Origin of the sequence: Stenotrophomonas sp. 610A2, assembly GCF_030549615.1 — a bacterium.
Classification (GTDB): domain Bacteria; phylum Pseudomonadota; class Gammaproteobacteria; order Xanthomonadales; family Xanthomonadaceae; genus Stenotrophomonas; species Stenotrophomonas pigmentata.
Map to the genome: position 1 here is coordinate 4,261,035 of NZ_CP130832.1, position 18,966 is coordinate 4,280,000.

The 18,966-nt window shown below is 62.7% G+C and carries 13 protein-coding genes and 3 rRNA genes (1 of these 16 cut by a window edge); 8 read left to right on the forward strand and 8 right to left on the reverse strand.

Features of this window, described 5'->3' with window-relative positions; all coding sequences use genetic code 11:
* Positions 1–328 precede the first annotated feature (328 nt).
* Together Q5Z11_RS18870 and Q5Z11_RS18875 are read left to right on the forward strand one after the other, a co-directional pair.
* Positions 329–1,438 (forward strand): catalase family peroxidase, encoded by a 1,110-nt coding sequence (locus Q5Z11_RS18870; protein WP_303747818.1) that lies wholly within the window; start codon positions 329–331, stop codon positions 1,436–1,438.
* Positions 1,435–1,974, forward strand: a complete 540-nt coding sequence (locus Q5Z11_RS18875) for a cytochrome b (RefSeq protein WP_303747819.1) — start codon at positions 1,435–1,437, stop codon at positions 1,972–1,974. Before Q5Z11_RS18870 ends, Q5Z11_RS18875 begins: the two co-directional genes overlap by 4 nt.
* Positions 1,975–1,979: 5 nt before the next feature.
* Here Q5Z11_RS18875 and Q5Z11_RS18880 read toward each other — a convergent pair whose 3' ends face one another.
* The 5 genes from Q5Z11_RS18880 to Q5Z11_RS18900 form a co-directional block, all read right to left on the reverse strand.
* Entirely contained in the window at positions 1,980–2,750 is a 771-nt protein-coding gene (locus Q5Z11_RS18880; RefSeq protein WP_303747820.1) for a ThuA domain-containing protein, read from the reverse strand.
* A 300-nt stretch (positions 2,751–3,050) separates the two neighbouring features.
* Positions 3,051–3,653, reverse strand: a complete 603-nt coding sequence (locus Q5Z11_RS18885; RefSeq protein ID WP_303747821.1) for a response regulator transcription factor — start codon at positions 3,651–3,653, stop codon at positions 3,051–3,053.
* Positions 3,650–4,855: a sensor histidine kinase gene (locus Q5Z11_RS18890; RefSeq protein WP_303747822.1), complete on the reverse strand. Its 1,206-nt coding sequence runs from the start codon at positions 4,853–4,855 to the stop codon at positions 3,650–3,652. The genes Q5Z11_RS18885 and Q5Z11_RS18890 overlap by 4 nt, the downstream gene beginning before the upstream one ends.
* Before the next feature lie 35 nt (positions 4,856–4,890).
* Positions 4,891–5,670, reverse strand: coding sequence for an ABC transporter permease (locus Q5Z11_RS18895; RefSeq protein WP_303747823.1), 780 nt, complete (start codon positions 5,668–5,670; stop codon positions 4,891–4,893).
* The gene (locus Q5Z11_RS18900) at positions 5,670–6,590 is read right to left on the reverse strand and encodes an ABC transporter ATP-binding protein (RefSeq protein WP_303747824.1); all 921 of its coding nucleotides are present in this window, start codon (positions 6,588–6,590) and stop codon (positions 5,670–5,672) included. The genes Q5Z11_RS18895 and Q5Z11_RS18900 overlap by 1 nt, the downstream gene beginning before the upstream one ends.
* Positions 6,591–6,800: 210 nt before the next feature.
* Between Q5Z11_RS18900 and Q5Z11_RS18905 the strand changes: the two genes are divergently transcribed.
* The 6 genes from Q5Z11_RS18905 to Q5Z11_RS18930 all read left to right on the forward strand — a co-directional run bounded on the left by Q5Z11_RS18905 (position 6,801) and on the right by Q5Z11_RS18930 (position 16,522).
* Positions 6,801–8,051, forward strand: a complete 1,251-nt coding sequence (locus Q5Z11_RS18905) for an efflux RND transporter periplasmic adaptor subunit (RefSeq protein ID WP_303747825.1) — start codon at positions 6,801–6,803, stop codon at positions 8,049–8,051.
* A 729-nt stretch (positions 8,052–8,780) separates the two neighbouring features.
* Positions 8,781–9,467 carry an ABC transporter ATP-binding protein gene (locus Q5Z11_RS18910; RefSeq protein ID WP_303747826.1) on the forward strand — a complete coding sequence of 229 codons (687 nt, stop codon included), beginning with the start codon at positions 8,781–8,783 and terminating at the stop codon, positions 9,465–9,467.
* A gap of 11 nt (positions 9,468–9,478) precedes the next feature.
* Positions 9,479–10,639, forward strand: a complete 1,161-nt coding sequence (locus Q5Z11_RS18915) for an ABC transporter permease (protein ID WP_303747827.1) — start codon at positions 9,479–9,481, stop codon at positions 10,637–10,639.
* A gap of 10 nt (positions 10,640–10,649) precedes the next feature.
* Positions 10,650–11,957, forward strand: a complete 1,308-nt coding sequence (locus Q5Z11_RS18920) for an ABC transporter permease (protein ID WP_303747828.1) — start codon at positions 10,650–10,652, stop codon at positions 11,955–11,957.
* Positions 11,958–12,195: 238 nt separating this feature from the next.
* Entirely contained in the window at positions 12,196–15,048 is a 2,853-nt protein-coding gene (locus Q5Z11_RS18925; RefSeq protein ID WP_303747829.1) for a TonB-dependent receptor plug domain-containing protein, read from the forward strand.
* A gap of 397 nt (positions 15,049–15,445) precedes the next feature.
* Entirely contained in the window at positions 15,446–16,522 is a 1,077-nt protein-coding gene (locus Q5Z11_RS18930; protein ID WP_303747830.1) for an alpha/beta fold hydrolase, read from the forward strand.
* Between the two features lie 449 nt (positions 16,523–16,971).
* Here the strand turns inward: Q5Z11_RS18930 and rrf (Q5Z11_RS18935) are convergent.
* The 3 genes from rrf (Q5Z11_RS18935) to Q5Z11_RS18945 all read right to left on the reverse strand — a co-directional run.
* Positions 16,972–17,086, reverse strand: a 5S ribosomal RNA gene (gene rrf / locus Q5Z11_RS18935).
* Positions 17,087–17,217: 131 nt separating this feature from the next.
* A 5S ribosomal RNA gene (gene rrf, locus Q5Z11_RS18940) occupies positions 17,218–17,332 on the reverse strand.
* Between the two features lie 124 nt (positions 17,333–17,456).
* Positions 17,457–18,966, reverse strand: a 23S ribosomal RNA gene (locus tag Q5Z11_RS18945) (it continues 1,368 nt past the right edge of the window).

Sequence of the window (18,966 nt, forward strand, 5' to 3'; positions counted from 1 at the left end):
TCCGGTTGTCGCCTTAGCCCTTCTCCCGCCTGCGGGAGAAGGGTTGGGATGAGGGGAGCTTTGGCTTTGGCTTTGGCTTTGGCTTTGGCTTTGGCTTCAGATTTTGAGTTACATGCACGCCGCGACCCATGCGAAAAAAGGCAGCAGCCAAAGCAGCAGCAACAATGCAAAAGCTCACCCCTCCCCAACCCTCTCCTGCGCTATGCGCAAGGGAGGGGGCTGAAAGCCGCTGCACTGCGCGCAACGGAGGCGTAAAGCTGGCCCTCCGCAGCCACTTCTGCCACCGTATAGCGGCACCACGCTCCCGTCAGACACGACTGGTACCGCAATGCCCCTATTCAAATTCACCCGCCACGGCGGGCAAGCGCGCGACAGCCAGCCGCACTCTCCCCTGCCCTGGATCGCATTGATCGCGCTGATCCTCGGCGCAGTCGCACTCGGCTTTGCCTGGCTCGCCGGCTGGATCGGTCGCGATCGGCTGACGGCCCAGAACTTCACCGACGCCATCGAAGCCACCGGCGCCAACCACCCCGGCTTTCGTCGCGCCCACAGCAAGGGCGTCTGCGTAAGCGGCTGGTTCGAACCGAGCGCACAGGCGCCACAGCTGTCACATGCCCGCATGTTCGAACAGCAACGCGTGCCGGTACTCGGCCGCCTGTCGATAGGCGGCGGCAACCCGCATGGCGCCGACAACAGCGCGCGCGTGCGCAGCATCGCCATGCAGCTGAGCAGCGACGATGGCCAGCAGTGGCGCATGGCAATGAACAGCTTCCCGTTCCTCGCCGTGGCCACGCCGGAAGCCTTCTACGAGCAGACCCGCGCGCAGATCCCCGACCCGGCCACCGGCAAGCCCGACCCGGTAAAACTGGCGGCGATCCAGGAAAAGTACCCCAGCGCCCGTGCCTTCACCCAGTGGGCCAAGACCGCGCCGTGGACCGACAGCTGGGCCAGCACCGAGTTCAACAGCGTCAACAGCTTCTGGTTCACCAACGCACAGGGGCAACGCCGTGCAGTGCGTTGGCGCTGGCAGCCACAGGCCACGCCGCGTGAACTGGATGCCGCAAGCCGCGAACAGGCCGGTGTGGATTTCCTCAGCCAGGATCTGCAGCAGCGGCTCGCACAGGGCCCGGTTCGCTGGAACTTGGTGGTAACGCTTGCCAGTTCACAGGACGCGATCAATGACCCGTCGGTGCCATGGCCGGCCGAGCGCGAACAAGTGGTCGCCGGCGTCCTCAACATCGACCAGATGCAACCGCAGGAACAAGGCAGCTGCAATGACCTCAACTTCGACCCGCTGATCCTTCCGGACGGCGTTGAAGGCAGCGACGACCCCATTCTCGCCGCGCGTTCGGCGGTGTACTCGCAGTCCTTCAATCGCCGCGAGCGCGAGCGCGCCACCGGTGATGCCGCCCGTGACAACGCGCAGGTGCAACCATGAGCAGCAGCAATGGCCACTTCAACCTGCTGGCGCGCGTGCTGCACTGGAGCATGGCGCTGCTGATCCTGGCGATGCTGTTCATCGGCGTGTCCATGGTTGCCTCGGTGCACCTGCGTCCTGGCCTGATCAACCTGCACCGACCACTCGGCATCCTGATCCTGCTACTGGCCGTGCTGCGCCTGTACAACCGCCTGCGTCACCGGCCGCCACCGCTACCTGCTGACCTGCCGGCGTGGCAGGCCTGGGCTGCGACCGCTTCGCATTGGCTGTTGTATGCATTGATGCTGGCGATGCCGCTGATCGGCTGGGCGATGTTGTCGGCGGGCGGCTATCCCATCGTGTTGTGGGGCGGCGTGCAGCTGCCACCCATCGTGCCGCATACGCCATCGCTGTACGCACTGCTGCGCAATGCCCATAGCCTGCTCGCCTACCTGCTGTTCGCCACGGTGCTGATGCATGTGGGCGCCGCCTTGTTCCACGCCTGGGTGCGACGCGACGGCGTGTTCCAGGCGATGGCGCGCGGCCCGCGCCGCTGATGCACTCAGGGCGCGGGCGGCTTGCCCTCGCCCTTGCCGGTAGCGGCCCAGTAAATGCCGCCGTACAGGTGCTCCAGGTAGCGCGGATCGTTATAGGCCTCGGCCTGATGACCCAGCGCGGTCGCGAATATGCGCCCGCCTTCGAAGCGGTGATACCAGGCCACCGGATGATCCCTGCCCATGCCCTTGGCAACCTGGCCCGGCCATATCAGCGTGGGATCGTAGCTGCGCTCATCGACCGCCAGCAGCGTGACCAGGTCATTGCTGTATGGCGGGTCGTACTCGTACCACTCATCACTCCATAGCCAGCGCTGCGGAAGACCTGCAGTCGCCGGGAAATCACGGTTGACCACATCGACCATGGCGGTCTGCAGATAGGGATGAGTGCGGAATGAGCGGCCAATCATGCGGTCGTACCATTCCCACTCCCCGCGCCGTATCGCGAACGCCTTGTGCACGGCCACCACACCGCCACCATTCCGCACGTACTGCTGGAATTTCTCGCGCTGCGTGGGCGACAGCTCGGTGGCTGGAGTGTTGAGCAATACGATGGCGTCGTACTGCGCCAGGTCCTGATCGAAGGCACTGGTGTTCCACGCCCAGGTCAGCGCGAAGTAGTGCTGTCGCGCCAATGCCTCGAACTGCGGCTTGGCCATCGGGATGTAGTCATGGTGGTATTGATTGGGGATTGCAGCGACCAGTACCTTGAACTGCTGCGCCCAGGCCGGGCTGCAGATACACAGCACTACCGCCAACATCCAGCATCTACGTCGCATGTCCAGTTCCTGCCCGGGGTTGCAGCGAGCATAGTGTGCTGTCGATGCGGCAACGGCGGTGTTGCTGAAATTTCATAGCTCCCGCGGATAAAGGCATACCGCCCCCGTTTGTAGGAGCGGCGTAAGCCGCGAAGCACGTAACGTGTCCGATGCGATGGGATCCGGCTCGCACGGAACCAGTCTGCCGAGCTGGCTCGGCGCTACGTTGGTTGGGCTTGTTGGGGAGGCCCCTGCCGAGCATGGCTCGGCACTACGTTGGTTGGGCTTGTGGGGAAAGCCTCTGCCGAGCATGGCTCGGCACTACAGCCAGCCCTTTTGGCGTGCTACCCGGTGCGCTTCTATGCGGTTGGCCACGCCGAGCTTGCCGATGCATTCGGACAGGTAGTTACGCACGGTGCCGTGCGACAGGCCGAGCTGCTCGGCGATCTCATTGGCCGAGCGGCCCTCACCGGCCAGTCGCAACACCTGCCGCTCACGATCATTCAACGGATCAGCCTCCGACCAGGCTTCCACCGCCAGCTGCGGATCGATCGCGCGACCACCGCGTTGCACCTGACGCAGGGCATCCGCCAGTTTCTCGGCAGGCGCGTCCTTGAGCAGATAACCCTGCACGCCCGCATCCAAGGCGCGTCGCAGGAAGCCGCTGCGGGCAAACGTGGTCACGATCACCACCTTGATTGGCAGTTGGTGACGTTGCACGCGTTGCGCCAACTCCAGCCCGGTCAGCAGCGGCATTTCAATATCGGTGACGAGGATATCCGGCTTCAGCCGCTGCAGTTCGCGCCAGGCGATCTCACCATCGGCGGCCGTGCCTATCACTTCGATATCGGATTCAAGATTGAGCAAGGCCGACAACGCACCGCGCACCATCGCCTGATCTTCGGCCAACAAGATGCGGATCATGCGCGTGCCTCCTGTACCGGCATGCTTCCTGCTTCGACCTGCGGCGCACTGGTGAGCAATGCCGACTGCCTGTCTTGCGCCTGCACCGGAACGCGGATCCTCAAGCGTGTGCCCTGGCCCTTCGGCGACTCGATCTGCAATTCACCGCCCAATGCCAAGACGCGCTCGCGCATCCCGGCCAAGCCGTTGCCATTGGCCGAAACGCCACCGCGACCGTCGTCCACCACTTCCATCAGCACCGCCTCCGGCAAAACCTCGATGCTGATCAGCGCCTCATTGGCCTGCGCATGGCGGGCGATATTGGTCGCTGCCTCGCGCAGCACCATGGACAAGCCAGCCTCGATCCACGCGGGCATCGCCGGCGGCGGCGAATAGCGCAGGTGCACCCGCGAGGACTCCAGCAGCAGGTGTGCAGATGCCAGCTCGGCCGCCAGATCCGCAGCGCGGAAGCCGGTGACCGCGCTGCGCACCTGGGCCAGTGCATCGCGCGCGATCTGCTCGGCCTCGGCCAGTTCGCGCTGCGAACGCTGCGGGTCACGCTCGAACAGTTTGCGCGACAACTCCATCTTCAAGGTGATCAGTGAAAGCGTATGACCCAACAAGTCATGCAGATCACGACCAATGCGCTCGCGCTCCGCGGTTGCCGCCAAGCGCCGCACTTCTTCGTGCGAGAGCCGCAGCGCAGCATCCTTCTCGCTGCTCGAGCGCTCGACGTTGACGATCAAACCAATGATGACGGTAAGCGCGGGAATCCATGCCACCACCTGCCACGGGTAGCCTATCCACCATGCCATCGAGACGAAGGCCGTGTTCAACAACACGAGCTCCAACAGGTATTGCCGCACACTGATGCATCGGTTGGTACGCAGCATCACGCAACCGAACACGAAGTAGTTCATGCCGGAGGGATAGATCGGCAGCAGCGCCATCGACAGCACGATCATCGCCAGCGCGAAGATAGGCGCGTTGCGCCGGGCACTGGTCAAGGTCAGCACGTAGAAGACGATGAACAGCGGGAACGACCACAAGGTGATCAAGGCCCAGCGCAGGGTGTAGCCCGCACCGAACATCGGCGTGATGAATACCCACACCGTCCACAGCAGGTGCACCGCATCCACCCACGGCCACTTGCCGAGCTTGATGTTGTCGGCGACCACCGAGTCCGCCGCCGGCTTCAACCATTCAGGGCGCTGCAATGCCATCGGCACTCATCCTTTGCAATGCGGCAATGATGCCATCAGCCGTGCCGACGCAGGCGCCAGGCGGCCAGGGCGGCGATGACCAGGGTGAATGCGCACAACCAAAGAACATGCGGCCAGGCTTCGCCGACCTCGAAGTCCAGGGCCCCCTGCGCCAGCGCGTTCAGGTGATAACTCGGCCAGATCCACGCCATCTCCCGCAACAACGGCGGCAGCACCTTCAGCGGGAACCACAGCCCCGACAACACCGCCATCGGCAGGTAGACCAGGTTGATCACTGCGGGCGCACCATTGCCTTTGACCAGCGAGCCCAGCAACAGGCCCAGCGCGCAGAACGGCAATGTCCCAATGGTGGCGACCAGCGACAGCCGCAACGCCAGCGACAGGGACAGCTGCACGCCGGCAACGGCGACGGCCAGCACCTGCAGGATCACCACGATGGCCACGCCCATCAGCATCGCCATCACCATCTTGCCCAGCAGGTAGGCCAGCGGCGGCATCGGCATGGCGCGCTTGAGGGTGAGCAGACCGTTGTCGCGCTCCAATGCCAGCGACATGCCGAATCCGAACAGACCCGGTGCCATTACCCCGAAAGTGACATAGCTGCCCAGCAGGAAGCGTGCCGCTTGCGCGGGCTGTGCGTGGCCCAGCAGCACCGCAAACAACAGGTAGAAGGTGGCCGGGAACAACAATGTCGGCAGCAGGAAGCCGGGGTAGCGCAGGTAGCGCAGGCATTCGCTGCGGATCTCCTGCAGATAGGCGCCCAGCACTTGGCGGGACGACATTGCAGGCAACAGTGCGTCGTATTGAGCGTTCATCAGGCAGCCTCACGCTGGGTTTGTTCTGCATCTGTGCTGGTCAGGTCGGTGAAGGCTTCGTCCAGGCCAGCCGGCTGCACCTCCAGCCCGGATAGCGCCGGGTCTGCCTGCAGCAGCTGTCGCACCACGCTTTCCACGCGGTCGCTGCGCAGCTGCAGGTAGTCACCATCACGGCTGATCTGCAGCACCCCCGGCCAGCTGCCGACGGTCGGTGCGTCCAGCGCGCTGATACAGCGGATGCGGCGGTGAATCACCCGAGCACGCAGGGCATCGACGCTGCCATCGCTGACGATGCGACCGCGCAGCAGCACGCAGACGCGATCGGCCAGACGTTCGGCTTCCTCCAGGTAGTGCGTAGTCAACACCACCGCCGTGCCTTCGCCGACCAGGGCGCGCACGGTTGCCCACAGCTGCTGCCGCGCCGGCAGGTCCAGGCCAACAGTCGGCTCGTCCAGGAACAGCAGCCGTGGCCGCCCGCAGATGGCGAGGGCGAACTGCACCCGCCGCTGCTGGCCGCCGGACAGCTTGCCGTAGCGGCGCTGCAGCAGATCCTCGATACCAGCCAGTGCAGCGGTCTCCGAGAGGCTGCGCGGGGCCGGGTAATAGCTGGCCGAGAGCCGTATCAGTTCGGCCACGCTCAGCGTCTCCGGCAGCGCCGCGCTCTGCAGCATCACGCCGATGCCGCGACGCGCGCCCAGCTGCTGTGGATCCTGCCCGAACAGCTGCACCTGGCCAGCATCAGCGCGCAGCAGGCCAAGCAGCAGGCCGATGGCCGTGGTCTTGCCCGCGCCATTGGGGCCGAGCAAGGCCAACACCTGCCCAGCCTTCAGCTCCAGATCGACGCCGTCCAGTGCGCGCACTGCGCCGTAATGCTTGTGCACGCCCTGCAGGCTTGCCAGTACCTCGCCGTATCGCTCCATTGCCGTCGCTTCCTTCCGGGGATGGCGCCACGTTAGGCCGCTGATGGCGGTTCCCGCAGTGCAGGCGATCAGGCAAAGCACATGACAGCCGTCACCTGTGCGTAGGGCGGGCGCTGCCTATGATGCGTCCATCCCGGCCTGTCGCTGCCGACCGCGACGGATTGCGGTAAGTTGCGGTCACATTCTCCCTCCCACGCCGTCCTGCTACCCATGAATGCATCTGCTGAACTGCTGAAGGAACTCCGCATCGACCGCTCCGCCCCGCCGCCGCGCGGCCCAGCGCCGTCGCGCCGTTGGTTGTGGATCGTGATCGGACTTGTAGTGGCCCTGCTGCTGGTACTCGGTATTGGCGCCATGGTGGGCGGCAAACCGCCGGTGACGGTGCAGACTGCGCCGGTGGTGGCCATGAACCAGGCCGGCGCCGGCAACAGCTCGGTGCTGGATGCCAGCGGCTATGTGGTGGCCCGGCGCATGGCAACCGTGTCGGCCAAGATCACCGGCAAGGTCCGCGAGGTGATGATCGAGGAAGGCATGCGTGTCGAAGAAGGCCAGATCATGGCGACACTGGACCCGATCGACGCCAACGCCCAGCGCAGCCTCAACGCCGCCCAGCTCGACGCCGCCCGCAGCCAGACCGAAGGCCTGCAGGCGCAGCTGCGCCAGGCCGAGACGGAAGCGGCGCGCTTGCAGTCTCTGGTCGGCCAGCAACTGGTCTCACGTTCGCAGTACGACCAGGCAGTAGCCACGCGCGACAGCCTGCGCGCGCAGCTGCAGACCGCCCGTCACAACGCCAAGGTGGCACTGGATGCACTGGCCATCGCCGATCTGGGCGTGGACAACAACGTGGTGCGCGCACCGTTCTCCGGCGTGGTGACAGCCAAGGCCGCGCAGCCGGGCGAGATCGTGTCGCCGCTGTCGGCCGGCGGTGGCTTCACCCGTACCGGTATCGGCACCATCGTCGACATGGATTCGCTGGAGGTGGAAGTGGAAGTAGGCGAAGCCTTCATCGGCCGCGTACAGCCGCAGATGCCGGTGGAAACCGTGCTCAACGCCTATCCGGACTGGAAGATTCCCGGCCACGTGATCGCCATCATTCCCACCGCTGATCGCGGCAAGGCAACGGTGAAGGTGCGCGTGGCACTGGAGACCAAGGATCCGCGCATCGTGCCGGAGATGGGCGTACGCGTAAGCTTCCTGGAGAAAGCCGCTGCAGCTGGCACTGAAGCACCGAAGGGCGTGCGCGTACCGGCTGCTGCGATTGTCGAGCGCGACGGCAAGCCGGTCGCCTTTGTGGTGCAGGCCGATGACAAGGTGAAGCAGCAGGCGCTGGAAGTGGGCGAGGTATTGGCCAAGGACAAGCAGGTGCTGTCGGGATTGAGTGCCGGACAAACCGTGGTGCTCAGCCCAGCTGCTGAATTGAAGGATGGCGACAAGGTGGCATTGGAAGGCGCAGAGAAGTAAGCGCGGGCTTGTGATCTTTGCTGCGCTGCTGCGAATCACCTGATGCACTGAAGTAGCGCTTTTGCTGTTGCTGTTGCTGTTGCTGTTGCTTTTGCTTTTGCTCTAGCCATTGCTTCAGCTGTTGCTTTAGCCCTTCTCCCGCCTGCGGGAGAAGGGTTGGGATGAGGGCAGCTTTAGCTTTAGCTCTTGCCTTATCGGGGCCCCTTCCGCAGCGACGGAGCTGACGGATAAGACCCCAACGGGGCGACGTGCATGGATGCACGTCGTTTTTCGACGAGACAGGGATGTCTCGTCGAAAAATCCCGGCAGCGGAGTGGACCCGCGATGCGGAGCATCGTGGGCGCGGAGGCAGGGTGTGTTTCTTTTGGTTACTTGTTCTTTGCACAAGCAAAGAAAAGTGACTCGCTCCCCGCAGGGGAGTGAAAGCCGTTGCTGTTCTTGGCGACCACGGCATCACATGAAGCAAAGGCACTGCAGAAGCCAACGGCAGGAGCAAAAGCTGCCCTCACCCCTACCCCTCTCCCGCTGGCGGGAGAGGGGAAAGCAAAAGCCACAACAAAAACCACAACACAGCAACGGCCACAGCCAGAGCCAGAGCCGAAGCACCCCTCCCTAGCCCTCCCCTTGCCCTCGGCAAAGGGAGGGGACCAGAAGCAAAGCGAAGCGTTGCAACGTCCGACATCAAGATTTCAACATCAAACATCACCGCGTCACTGCTGAGGATCACCCATGAGCACCCTCGTCTCCCTGCGCAGTATCACCAAGACCTACCAGCGTGGCCCGGAAAAAGTGCAGGTACTGCACGGCATCAACCTCGATATCGATCGCGGCGATTTCGTCGCGCTTATGGGGCCCTCCGGTTCGGGCAAGACCACCCTGCTCAACCTGATCGGCGGGCTGGATACCCCAAGCGGCGGCGAGATCAACATCGAAGACCAACGTATCGACCAACTCAGCGCCGGCCAGCTGTCGACCTGGCGCAGTCACCACGTCGGCTTCGTGTTCCAGTTCTACAACCTGATGCCCATGCTCACCGCGCAGAAGAACGTCGAGCTGCCATTGCTGCTGACCAACCTCAACGCCAGCGAGCGCAAGCGCCGCGCGCAGATCGCTCTGACCCTGGTTGGCCTTGCCGATCGCCGCGACCATCGCCCCAACGAACTGTCCGGCGGCCAGCAGCAGCGTGTGGCCATCGCCCGCGCCATCGTTTCCGATCCGACTTTCCTGATCTGCGACGAGCCCACCGGTGACCTCGACCGCCAGAGTGCCGAGGAGGTGCTGGGCCTGCTGCAGCTGCTCAACCGCGAACACGGCAAGACCATCATCATGGTCACCCATGATCCAAAGGCCGCCGAGTACGCCACCCATACCGTGCATCTGGACAAGGGCGAGCTGGTCGACGCCCCGGTGCACTGAGGAGTACGGCCATGAAGTACTTCTCATTGATCTGGGCGCAGCTGTTCCGCAGCCGCACACGTACTTTGTTCACCCTGCTCTCCATCGTCACTGCGTTCCTGCTGTTCGGCATGCTCGACTCCGTGCGCGTGGCGTTTGCCAGCGGCGGCAACAGCGTGGCCGGCGCCAATCGCCTGGTGGTGGCCTCGCGCCTTTCCATCACCCAGTCATTGCCGATCCGGCTTGAATCGCAGATCCGCCAGATCGAGGGCGTGGACGATGTCACCTACGCCATGTGGTTCGGCGGCATCTACCAAGACCAGAAGAATTTCTTTCCGAACTTCTCGGTCGCACCGAACTACTTCGACCTGATGACCGAGTTCGACATCTCCAAGGAACAGGTGGACGCGTTCCGCAACACCCGCACCGGCGCCGTCGTCGGTGAATCACTGGCCAAGCAGTTCGGCTGGAAGATCGGCGACACCATTCCGATGCAGGCGACCATCTTCCCGCGCGGTGGCAGCAACGATTGGCCGCTGCAGCTGGTCGGCACATTCAAGTCGAAGAACACCGCCACCGCCTCCAACGAAGAACGCCAGTTGATGATGAACTGGAAGTACTTCGATGAATCCAACGACTACATCAAGAACCAGGTCAGCTGGTACACCGTGCGCCTCGACAACCCCGACCATGCCTCACGCGTGGCACAGGCCATCGATGCAATCTCGGCCAACTCCGATCACGAAACCAAGAGCCAGACCGAGTCCGCGTTCCAGCAGGCCTTCATCAAGCAGTTCGCCGATATCGGCATGATCGTCACCTCGATCATGGGTGCGGTGTTCTTCACCTTGCTGCTGCTCACCGGCAACACCATGGCCCAGGCCGTGCGTGAGCGCGTGCCCGAACTTGCCACGCTGAAAACACTTGGCTTCAAGGACGGCACCATGCTGATGCTGGTAATGGTGGAATCGATCGTCCTGGTCGGCCTGGGTGGCGCTATCGGCCTTGGTTTGGCTGCACTGGCGTTGCCAGTGATGGCACCGCAGACCATGGGCCTGCTGCCGCCGCATGTGCCGGCACAGACCTGGATCGTGGGTGCCGTCCTGATCGTGGTGATCGGGTTGGTGGTGGGTGTGCTGCCGGCACTGCGGGCCAAGCGCCTGAAGATCGTCGACGCACTGGCCGGGCGCTGAGGACAACATCATGAAGAACTTTCTTTCGAATGCGCTGGTGATCGTGCTGTTGGTGGTTGGCCTTGGCGTGTGGATCGCACTGCCATGGATCGGTGTCGTCGTGGTCGCGGTGGCAATCACGCTGTGGTTGCTGCTCACCCGCACTGGCCGCTTGGCACTGGCCGCAACCCGCATTGGCCTTGCCAGCCTGCCGCAGCGCTGGGGTTCCTCATCGGTGATCGTTATTGGTATCGCCGGCGTGGTCGGCGTACTGGTGGCGATGCTGGCGATGGGCCAGGGCTTCCAGGCCACCTTGGCGAATACGGGCGATGACAGTACCGCGATTGTCCTGCGCGGTGGCTCGCAGGCCGAGACCAATTCGGTGATCACCCGTGATCAGGTGCCCTTGCTGGAGACCCTGCCGGGCGTGAAGCGCGGCGAAGATGGGCGGCCGTTGGTATCGGCGGAAGTCTCCCAGGTAGTCAACCTCACCTCGCGTGGCGACGGCACCGATGTCAACGCGCAGTTCCGCGGTGTCGGCGAGCAGGCGTGGGCGGTGCACGACAAGGTCAAGCTGGTCGAAGGCCGCAAGTTCGGAGCTGGCCTGCGCGAGATCGTCGCTGGTCGCGGTGCGCAGAAGCAGTTCAGGGGACTGGAAGTCGGCAAGACGCTGATGCTGGGCAACCAGGCGTGGACGGTGGTTGGCATCTTCGAATCCGGCGATGCACATGATTCGGAGTTGTGGACCGACGCGCAGACACTGGCCACCACCTACAACCGCAGCGCGTGGCAGTCGATCAGCGTGCGCACCGAAGGCAAGCAGGGCTTTGAGACCTTCAAGGCAGCCGTGGACAACGACCCACGCCTGAAGTTGGACGTGGAGACCACCGCCGAGTACTACCGCAAGCAAGGTGGCGGCTTGAACAAGCTGCTCAAGGTATTGGGCACGGTGATCGGCGCAATCATGGCGGTGGGCGCGGTCTTCGGCGCACTCAACACCATGTACGCCGCCGTCGCGACCCGCGCGCGGGAAATCGCAACGCTGCGCGCAATCGGTTTCCGCGGCGTGCCAGTGGTGACCGCGGTGATGCTGGAAACCATGCTGCTGGCCCTGCTCGGTGGCTTGCTGGGCGGCGCCATCGCCTGGTTGGCGTTCAACAACTTCACCGTTTCAACCCTGGGCAACAACTTCAGCCAGGTGGTGTTCCAGTTCAAGGTATCGCCGCCCCTGCTATGGAGCGGACTGAAATGGGCCTTGGGCATTGGCCTGGTTGGTGGCCTGTTCCCGGCACTGCGCGCGGCACGCCTGCCAATCACCACCGCACTGCGCGAAACCTGATCCAACACGCCGCAGCACGCGGAATCAGCCACCCACCTGCCCACGTGCAGGTGGGTTGGCGGAAAGTCTACCTTCACGCATCTATCCGTTTAGGTCATCATGCGCGCCCGCCCAAGTCCCGGCGGCCAGCGGAGCTGTGATGGCAGATGCTGTGTCCCTCCCCCAACGGTGATGCATCTGTTACGGCGCCCCACAAGGGCGCTTTTTTTGTAGTTGGTATAAAGGAAAACCGAAAGAGATGTATTTGAAGTCGACCAAGCTGTGCTCCGCGATCACCCTCGCGTTGCTCGGCAGCTCAAGCCTCACCGCGTTCGCACAGGATGCGAGCGAGACCACCACCACCCTGGACCGCATCGAGATCACCGGTTCGCGCATCCGCCAGGCCAGCGTTGAAACCGCCCAGCCGGTCATCGCCCTGAGCCGTGCGGAAATCGAGAAGAAGGGCTACGTCAACGTCGCCGACATCCTGCAGGACGTCACCGCCGCCGGCGCACCGTCGCTGAGCCGCGCCTCGGCACTGTCCTCCGGCCGCGACTACGGCGGCATGTACGTCAGCCTGCGCAACCTTGGCCCGGAACGCACCCTGGTGCTGATCGACGGCCGCCGCATGGGCGTCAGTGCCGGCGGTTACTCCGATGTCGGTTCGATCCCCTCGGCCATCGTCGAGCGCGTTGAAGTGCTGACCGACGGTGCTTCTGCACTGTACGGCTCGGACGCCATCGCCGGCGTGGTCAACGTCATCACCCGCAAGAATTTCGACGGCGCCAATGTCAGCGCCTATGTCGGCCAATACGGCGAAGGCGATGGCCAGAAGCGCGCCTACAGCGCAAACTTCGGCAAGACCTTCGACCGCGGCTGGTTCAGCGTCGGCGCCGAGAAGACCTCGGAAGACCCGGTGCTGGGCGGCGCGCGTGAGTTCACCGCCTATCCCAACGGCCCTTACCACCCCACTGACGGCCTGAACGGCAATACCCAATGGGGCTCGGTCACCGTCGACGGCAAGACGCTCAGCGTCGGCCCGGGCGGCGACCCGGGTGATGTGGCCAACTTCAAGAAGCCCGACCCGGCGACCTACGCCAACACCAAGACCAACATGACCCTGCTCTCCTCGCTGGAGCGCAAGTCGGCCTTCGCCAATGGTGGTTTCCAGATCACCGATGATCTGCGTGTTGTCGCCGACGTTCTGTACAGCGAGCGCGAGTCGGTCAAGCAACTCGCCGGTTATCCGTACTCGGTGTCGGCCGCGCAGGCAGCCAGCGGCGCACGTGCCGCACTCTCGGCCGATAGCGCGTTCAACCACTGGGGCAAGGACGTGTTGTTCTCGCGCCGCACCGAGGAATACCCGCGTGTGACCAACAACGCGCTGACCACCAAGCGCGCCAGCGTCGGCCTGGAAGGCAGCTTCGAGACCGGTTCGCGGTTCTGGGACTGGAACGTGAGCTACATGTTCAACCGCAATGAAGGCGAGCGCCGCAGCCTGCAGAGCATGTACCAGCCGAACGTCAACCTGGCCGTCGGCCCGTCCTTCATCGACGCCGGCGGCGTTGCCCGCTGTGGCAGCGTCGGCAACGTCATCGAAGGCTGCGTGCCGTGGAACCCGCTGGCACCGGCCGGCAGCAACACCCCCGGCTCGCTCAGCGACAAGGCGGTACGCGACTACATCTTCACCCGCTTTACCGACGAAATCCGCAGCACCACCAAAGTGGTCAGCGCCAACATCTCCGGTTCGCTGGCGAGCCTGCCGGCCGGTGACATCATGACCGCGATGGGCGTGGAGCACCGCAGCGAAGAAGCCAGCTACACCCCGGACCTGATGGTGCAGAACGGCGAAATCGCCGGCACCACCGGCGCACCGACGCGCGGCGACTACAAGCTCGACGAGGTCTACCTGGAAGTGCAGGTACCGCTGCTGGCCGATATGCCGTTCGTGCGTGAGCTGTCGCTGGACCTGGCCGGTCGCTATTCCGACTACAACAACTTCGGTGGCACCACCAACGGCAAGTTCGGCCTGAAGTGGAAGCCGATCGACACCTTGCTGGTCCGCGCCACCTTCGGCACCGGCTTCCGTGCGCCGACGGTGGACGACCTGTATGGCGGCACCGTCACCACCCGTGACCGCGTCACCGATCCCTGCGATCGTTCGTTCGGCGCAGCTGCACGCAATGCTGAAGTAGCTGCACGCTGCAGCGCTGCCGGCCTGGGTGCCGACTTCCGCCAGAAGACCGGTGACGGCGAACTGGCCACCACCTCCGGCGTACAGGGCGTCACCGACTTCACCTCCGGCTCCAACGCCGCGCTGAAGCCGGAAACCGCCAAGACCTGGACCGTCGGCCTGGTCTACAGCCCGGACTTCGTCAGCGGCCTGGACCTGAGCCTGGACTGGTGGAAGATCCGCATCGACGACGTGATCGTTGGTGAGTCGGCCACCGACATCCTCAACCAGTGCTACGTGCAGAACATCAGCTCGGCCTGCGACCGCTTCACCCGCTACAGCTCCGGCAGCAACAAGGGCCAGGTCAGCGGCATGAACCGTTCGTTGAACAACGCCGGTTACCAGGAAACCGCTGGCTACGACCTCGGCGTGCGCTATCGCCTGCCGGAAATGGCCTACGGCCAGCTGTCGCTGCGCTGGAACACCACGTATGTGGACTACCTGTCGCGCAAGAGCGACAACGTGGCCACCACCCCGGTCGAAGAGTTCACCGGCTGGGAAGGCAACTTCCGCGTGCGCTCCAACCTGACGCTGGATTGGCAGAACGGCAACTTCGGCGCAAGCTGGACCACCCGTTATTACTCCAGCATGAAGGAGAAGTGCTCCTACGATCTGGACGGTGGCCCGGAGTGCAACATGCCGGACTTCCAGTCGGCGTACACCGACATGCAGCCAAGCCGTAAGCTGGGCTCCAACACCTTCCACGACCTGCAGGTGCGTTATGCCATGCCGTGGAACGGCACCGTGTCGCTGGGCGTCAACAACGTGTTCAAGCACGAAGGCCCGATCATGTACAGCCAGCCGAACAGCAGCTTCACCTACTACGGTGGCTTCGACATCGGTCGCTTCATGTACATGAAGTACCAGCAGCGCTTCTGATCCAGGTAACAACAGCGTTGGATGTCGATGACATAGTCGAAAATCCGCCACGCTCTGCTTGAAGCCCCTCTCCCGCGCGCGGGAGAGGGGTTGGGGTGAGGGCAGCTTCACCAGCTTCGTGCCTAACGCCGCTCCTGCAAACAGCTGCAAGCGCATTTTCCCTGGTAACACAGCGCCTGAAGATGCGGCCCCCTGATCTGCTTCGCGGCTTACGCCGCTCCCACAAACAAGGGCGCTGGTCTGTCACACCGCTCGCTGTTTGACCGGACACCTGATCGGTAGCGGAACTCACCGCAACCCAAACACCACACAACGGTCATCTACCTGTCATCGCCACGCGGTAGATGCAGCGCATCCTTGTGGCTACCGTGGCAGGCTCCCCAAACCGGTTCCCGCCATGCTTCGTTCACTGGCGCTGGCTGGCGTCTGCGTGATGCTGGCCGGCTTTGCCCTCTCATCTCCCGTTCCCCCGCTGTCACTCAGCGAGCGCTTGGCCGCGCCCGGTGGCACGTCGCCGCTGGTCCCCACCGAACGCATCGACGCCCTGCTCGCCAACCTGCCACACCAGCAGGGCAGCGTTACCGGCAGCGACGGCGTCGCCCTGCACTGGGTGTCATTTGAACCGGGCGATTACCGGTTGGATTACCGCTATCTCGGCAAGGGCCAACGCTTCCCGGAGTTCTCGCTGGAGGCATCGGCGCCAAGCATCGGGAACCACATCCAGCCACGCGGCACGGTGATCCTGTTGCACGGCTGGATGATGGACGGCGGTTCATTGCTGCCCTGGTCACTGGAACTGGCGCAACAGGGTTACCGCACAATCGCGCTGGATCTGCGCAATCACGGTCGTTCGGGCCATGCACTTTCCGGCTACGGCACCCGCGAAGGCGAGGATGTGGTCGCGGCACTGAAAGCTCTGGAGAGCGAAGGCAAGATCAGCGGCCCGGTGCATCTTCTCGGCGTTTCCTACGGTGCCGCAACCGCGATCTTCGCCGCCCGTGAGCTCGGCCCCCAGTTGCGCAGCGTCGTGGCAATGGAATCCTTCGATAACGCCGGCGAAGCAATCCGCACGATGGTGCCTCATATGCTGGCCAAGCCACCGGAACGCTGGAGCGACTATGTCGCACTGCCGCTGGCACGTTGGCAATACGGCGGCCGCGGTTTGGATGAAGCGATCGCCACTACCGACCGCAAGCTCGGCATCAATCTGGACAAGGTCGACGTCGGTCAAGCCTTGGCACAGGTTCCAGCCTGCGTACTGTTGATACACGGCCGCGACGACGAGCACATTCCGGTAGCCCAGGGCCGCGCACTGGCGGCGGCCGCGCCGCACGCGCGCTATCTTGAAGTCGCAGCCGAAGACCACCTGACATTGCCGATGCGCCTGGATCGTCTATCGGGTGCGGTGAACACCTGGTTCGAACAGGCTGATGACAACGGCCATTGTGCGTCTACGGTGACAGCCAGCCTTTGAGTCACCGACAGTTTTCGTGACGATTCACCAAGGCCCCGCGACCCCGTAGTGCCGAACCATGTTCGGCAGGGGCATTCCTGGTAGCGCCTACAGAACCCCAAGGCTTTGGCTTTGGCTTTGGCTTCGGCTTCGGCTTCGGCTTTGGCCCTTGCTCCAGCTGTTGCTTAAGCCCTTCTCCCGCCTGCGGGGTGAGAGGGGCAGCTTGCGAACCACTGGTTCGCTGCCCATCGAACGCCCTTGCGCCAGCGCAAGGGCCGGGGCGCGGAGCGAGGGTTGGGATGAGGGGAGCTCTTGGCTCTTGGCTTTTGGTTATTGGCTTCGCTCAAGCCTTTCCGCGCCGTTGTTGCTACGAGCTTCGCGGCTTACGCCGCTCCTACAAGTGCGCGTGCGCCTTTGTTTCGCACAAAGAAAAACCCCGCTGCTTCTGGCAGCGGGGTTTTGGGTTTAAATCCTGACGATGACCTACTCTCGCACAGCTTAGGCTGCACTACCATCGGCGCGGCTACGTTTCACTTCCGAGTTCGGGATGGGATCGGGTGGTTCCATAGCGCTAATTTCATCAGGAAGACGGTTTGAGCAGCGCGTTGCGCCGGCTCCAATGCGTTTCCTTGCGGAACTAAAGCCAGGCTGTAAAACACCTGGCTTACATAAAAAGACGAACCCCGCTGCGTGAGCAGCGGGGTTCTTAGATAAAACCCTGACGATGACCTACTCTCGCACAGCTTAGGCTGCACTACCATCGGCGCGGCTACGTTTCACTTCCGAGTTCGGGATGGGATCGGGTGGTTCCATAGCGCTAATTTCATCAGGGAGACGGTTGGAGCGTCGCCATCCAAACAACGGATTTAGGCGCCTGCCTCTCATGGATCTTGTGACGTAGCGTGCACTTGGTATCTATCGACATGTCATGTCGGCCAAGGCAACTTGAGGTTATATGGTCAAGCCACACGGATCATTAGTATCAGTTAGCTCAATGCATTGCTGCACTTACACACCTGACCTATCAACCACATAGTCTATATGGTTCCTTTAGGGGGCTTGTGCCCCGGGAAGTCTCATCTTGAGGCGCGCTTCCCGCTTAGATGCTTTCAGCGGTTATCGCTTCCGAACATAGCTACCCGGCAATGCCACTGGCGTGACAACCGGAACACCAGAGGTTCGTCCACTCCGGTCCTCTCGTACTAGGAGCAGCCCCTCTCAAACTTCCAACGCCCATGGCAGATAGGGACCGAACTGTCTCACGACGTTCTGAACCCAGCTCGCGTACCACTTTAAATGGCGAACAGCCATACCCTTGGGACCGACTACAGCCCCAGGATGTGATGAGCCGACATCGAGGTGCCAAACACCGCCGTCGATATGAACTCTTGGGCGGTATCAGCCTGTTATCCCCGGAGTACCTTTTATCCGTTGAGCGATGGCCCTTCCATACAGAACCACCGGATCACTAAGTCCTAGTTTCCTACCTGCTTGATCCGTCGATCTTGCAGTCAAGCACGCTTATGCCTTTGCACACAGTGCGCGATGTCCGACCGCGCTGAGCGTACCTTCGAGCTCCTCCGTTACTCTTTAGGAGGAGACCGCCCCAGTCAAACTACCCACCATACACGGTCCCCGATCCAGATAATGGACCTAGGTTAGAACGTCAAGCACGACAGGGTGGTATTTCAAGGATGGCTCCACTGCAGCTAGCGCCACAGTTTCATAGCCTCCCACCTATCCTACACAGACGAACTCAACGTTCAGTGTAAAGCTATAGTAAAGGTTCACGGGGTCTTTCCGTCTTGCCACGGGAACGCTGCATCTTCACAGCGATTTCAATTTCACTGAGTCTCGGGTGGAGACAGCGCCGCTGTCGTTACGCCATTCGTGCAGGTCGGAACTTACCCGACAAGGAATTTCGCTACCTTAGGACCGTTATAGTTACGGCCGCCGTTTACTGGGGCTTCGATCAAGAGCTTCGCCTTGCGGCTGACCCCATCAATTAACCTTCCAGCACCGGGCAGGCGTCACACCCTATACGTCCACTTTCGTGTTTGCAGAGTGCTGTGTTTTTGATAAACAGTCGCAGCGGCCTGGTTACTGCGACCCTCTTCAGCTATAGCTCGCATGAGCCACCAAAAAGGGTGCACCTTCTCCCGAAGTTACGGTGCCATGTTGCCTAGTTCCTTCACCCGAGTTCTCTCAAGCGCCTGAGAATTCTCATCCTACCCACCTGTGTCGGTTTACGGTACGGTCTGCGTAAGCTGAAGCTTAGGAGCTTTTCCTGGAAGCGTGGTATCAGTGACTTCGCCTTAAAGGCTCGTCTCGGTGCTCGGTCTTAAAGGATCCCGGATTTGCCAAAGGTCCAAACCTACCGCCTTTCCCCAGGACAACCAACGCCTGGTACACCTAACCTTCTCCGTCCCTCCATCGCACTTACGCGAGGTGCAGGAATATTAACC

Bases quoted from the DNA above. Each gene is read 5' to 3' on its own strand.
- Q5Z11_RS18880 (WP_303747820.1), bottom strand. From the start codon at position 2,750: ATGCGACGTAGATGCTGGATGTTGGCGGTAGTGCTGTGTATCTGCAGC.
- Q5Z11_RS18920 (WP_303747828.1), top strand. From the start codon at position 10,650: ATGAAGAACTTTCTTTCGAATGCGCTGGTGATCGTGCTGTTGGTGGTT.
- Q5Z11_RS18890 (WP_303747822.1), bottom strand. From the start codon at position 4,855: ATGGCATTGCAGCGCCCTGAATGGTTGAAGCCGGCGGCGGACTCGGTG.
- Q5Z11_RS18910 (WP_303747826.1), top strand. From the start codon at position 8,781: ATGAGCACCCTCGTCTCCCTGCGCAGTATCACCAAGACCTACCAGCGT.
- Q5Z11_RS18900 (WP_303747824.1), bottom strand. From the start codon at position 6,590: ATGGAGCGATACGGCGAGGTACTGGCAAGCCTGCAGGGCGTGCACAAG.
- Q5Z11_RS18925 (WP_303747829.1), top strand. From the start codon at position 12,196: ATGTATTTGAAGTCGACCAAGCTGTGCTCCGCGATCACCCTCGCGTTG.
- Q5Z11_RS18895 (WP_303747823.1), bottom strand. From the start codon at position 5,670: ATGAACGCTCAATACGACGCACTGTTGCCTGCAATGTCGTCCCGCCAA.
- Q5Z11_RS18870 (WP_303747818.1), top strand. From the start codon at position 329: ATGCCCCTATTCAAATTCACCCGCCACGGCGGGCAAGCGCGCGACAGC.
- Q5Z11_RS18875 (WP_303747819.1), top strand. From the start codon at position 1,435: ATGAGCAGCAGCAATGGCCACTTCAACCTGCTGGCGCGCGTGCTGCAC.
- Q5Z11_RS18915 (WP_303747827.1), top strand. From the start codon at position 9,479: ATGAAGTACTTCTCATTGATCTGGGCGCAGCTGTTCCGCAGCCGCACA.
- Q5Z11_RS18905 (WP_303747825.1), top strand. From the start codon at position 6,801: ATGAATGCATCTGCTGAACTGCTGAAGGAACTCCGCATCGACCGCTCC.
- Q5Z11_RS18930 (WP_303747830.1), top strand. From the start codon at position 15,446: ATGCTTCGTTCACTGGCGCTGGCTGGCGTCTGCGTGATGCTGGCCGGC.
- Q5Z11_RS18885 (WP_303747821.1), bottom strand. From the start codon at position 3,653: ATGATCCGCATCTTGTTGGCCGAAGATCAGGCGATGGTGCGCGGTGCG.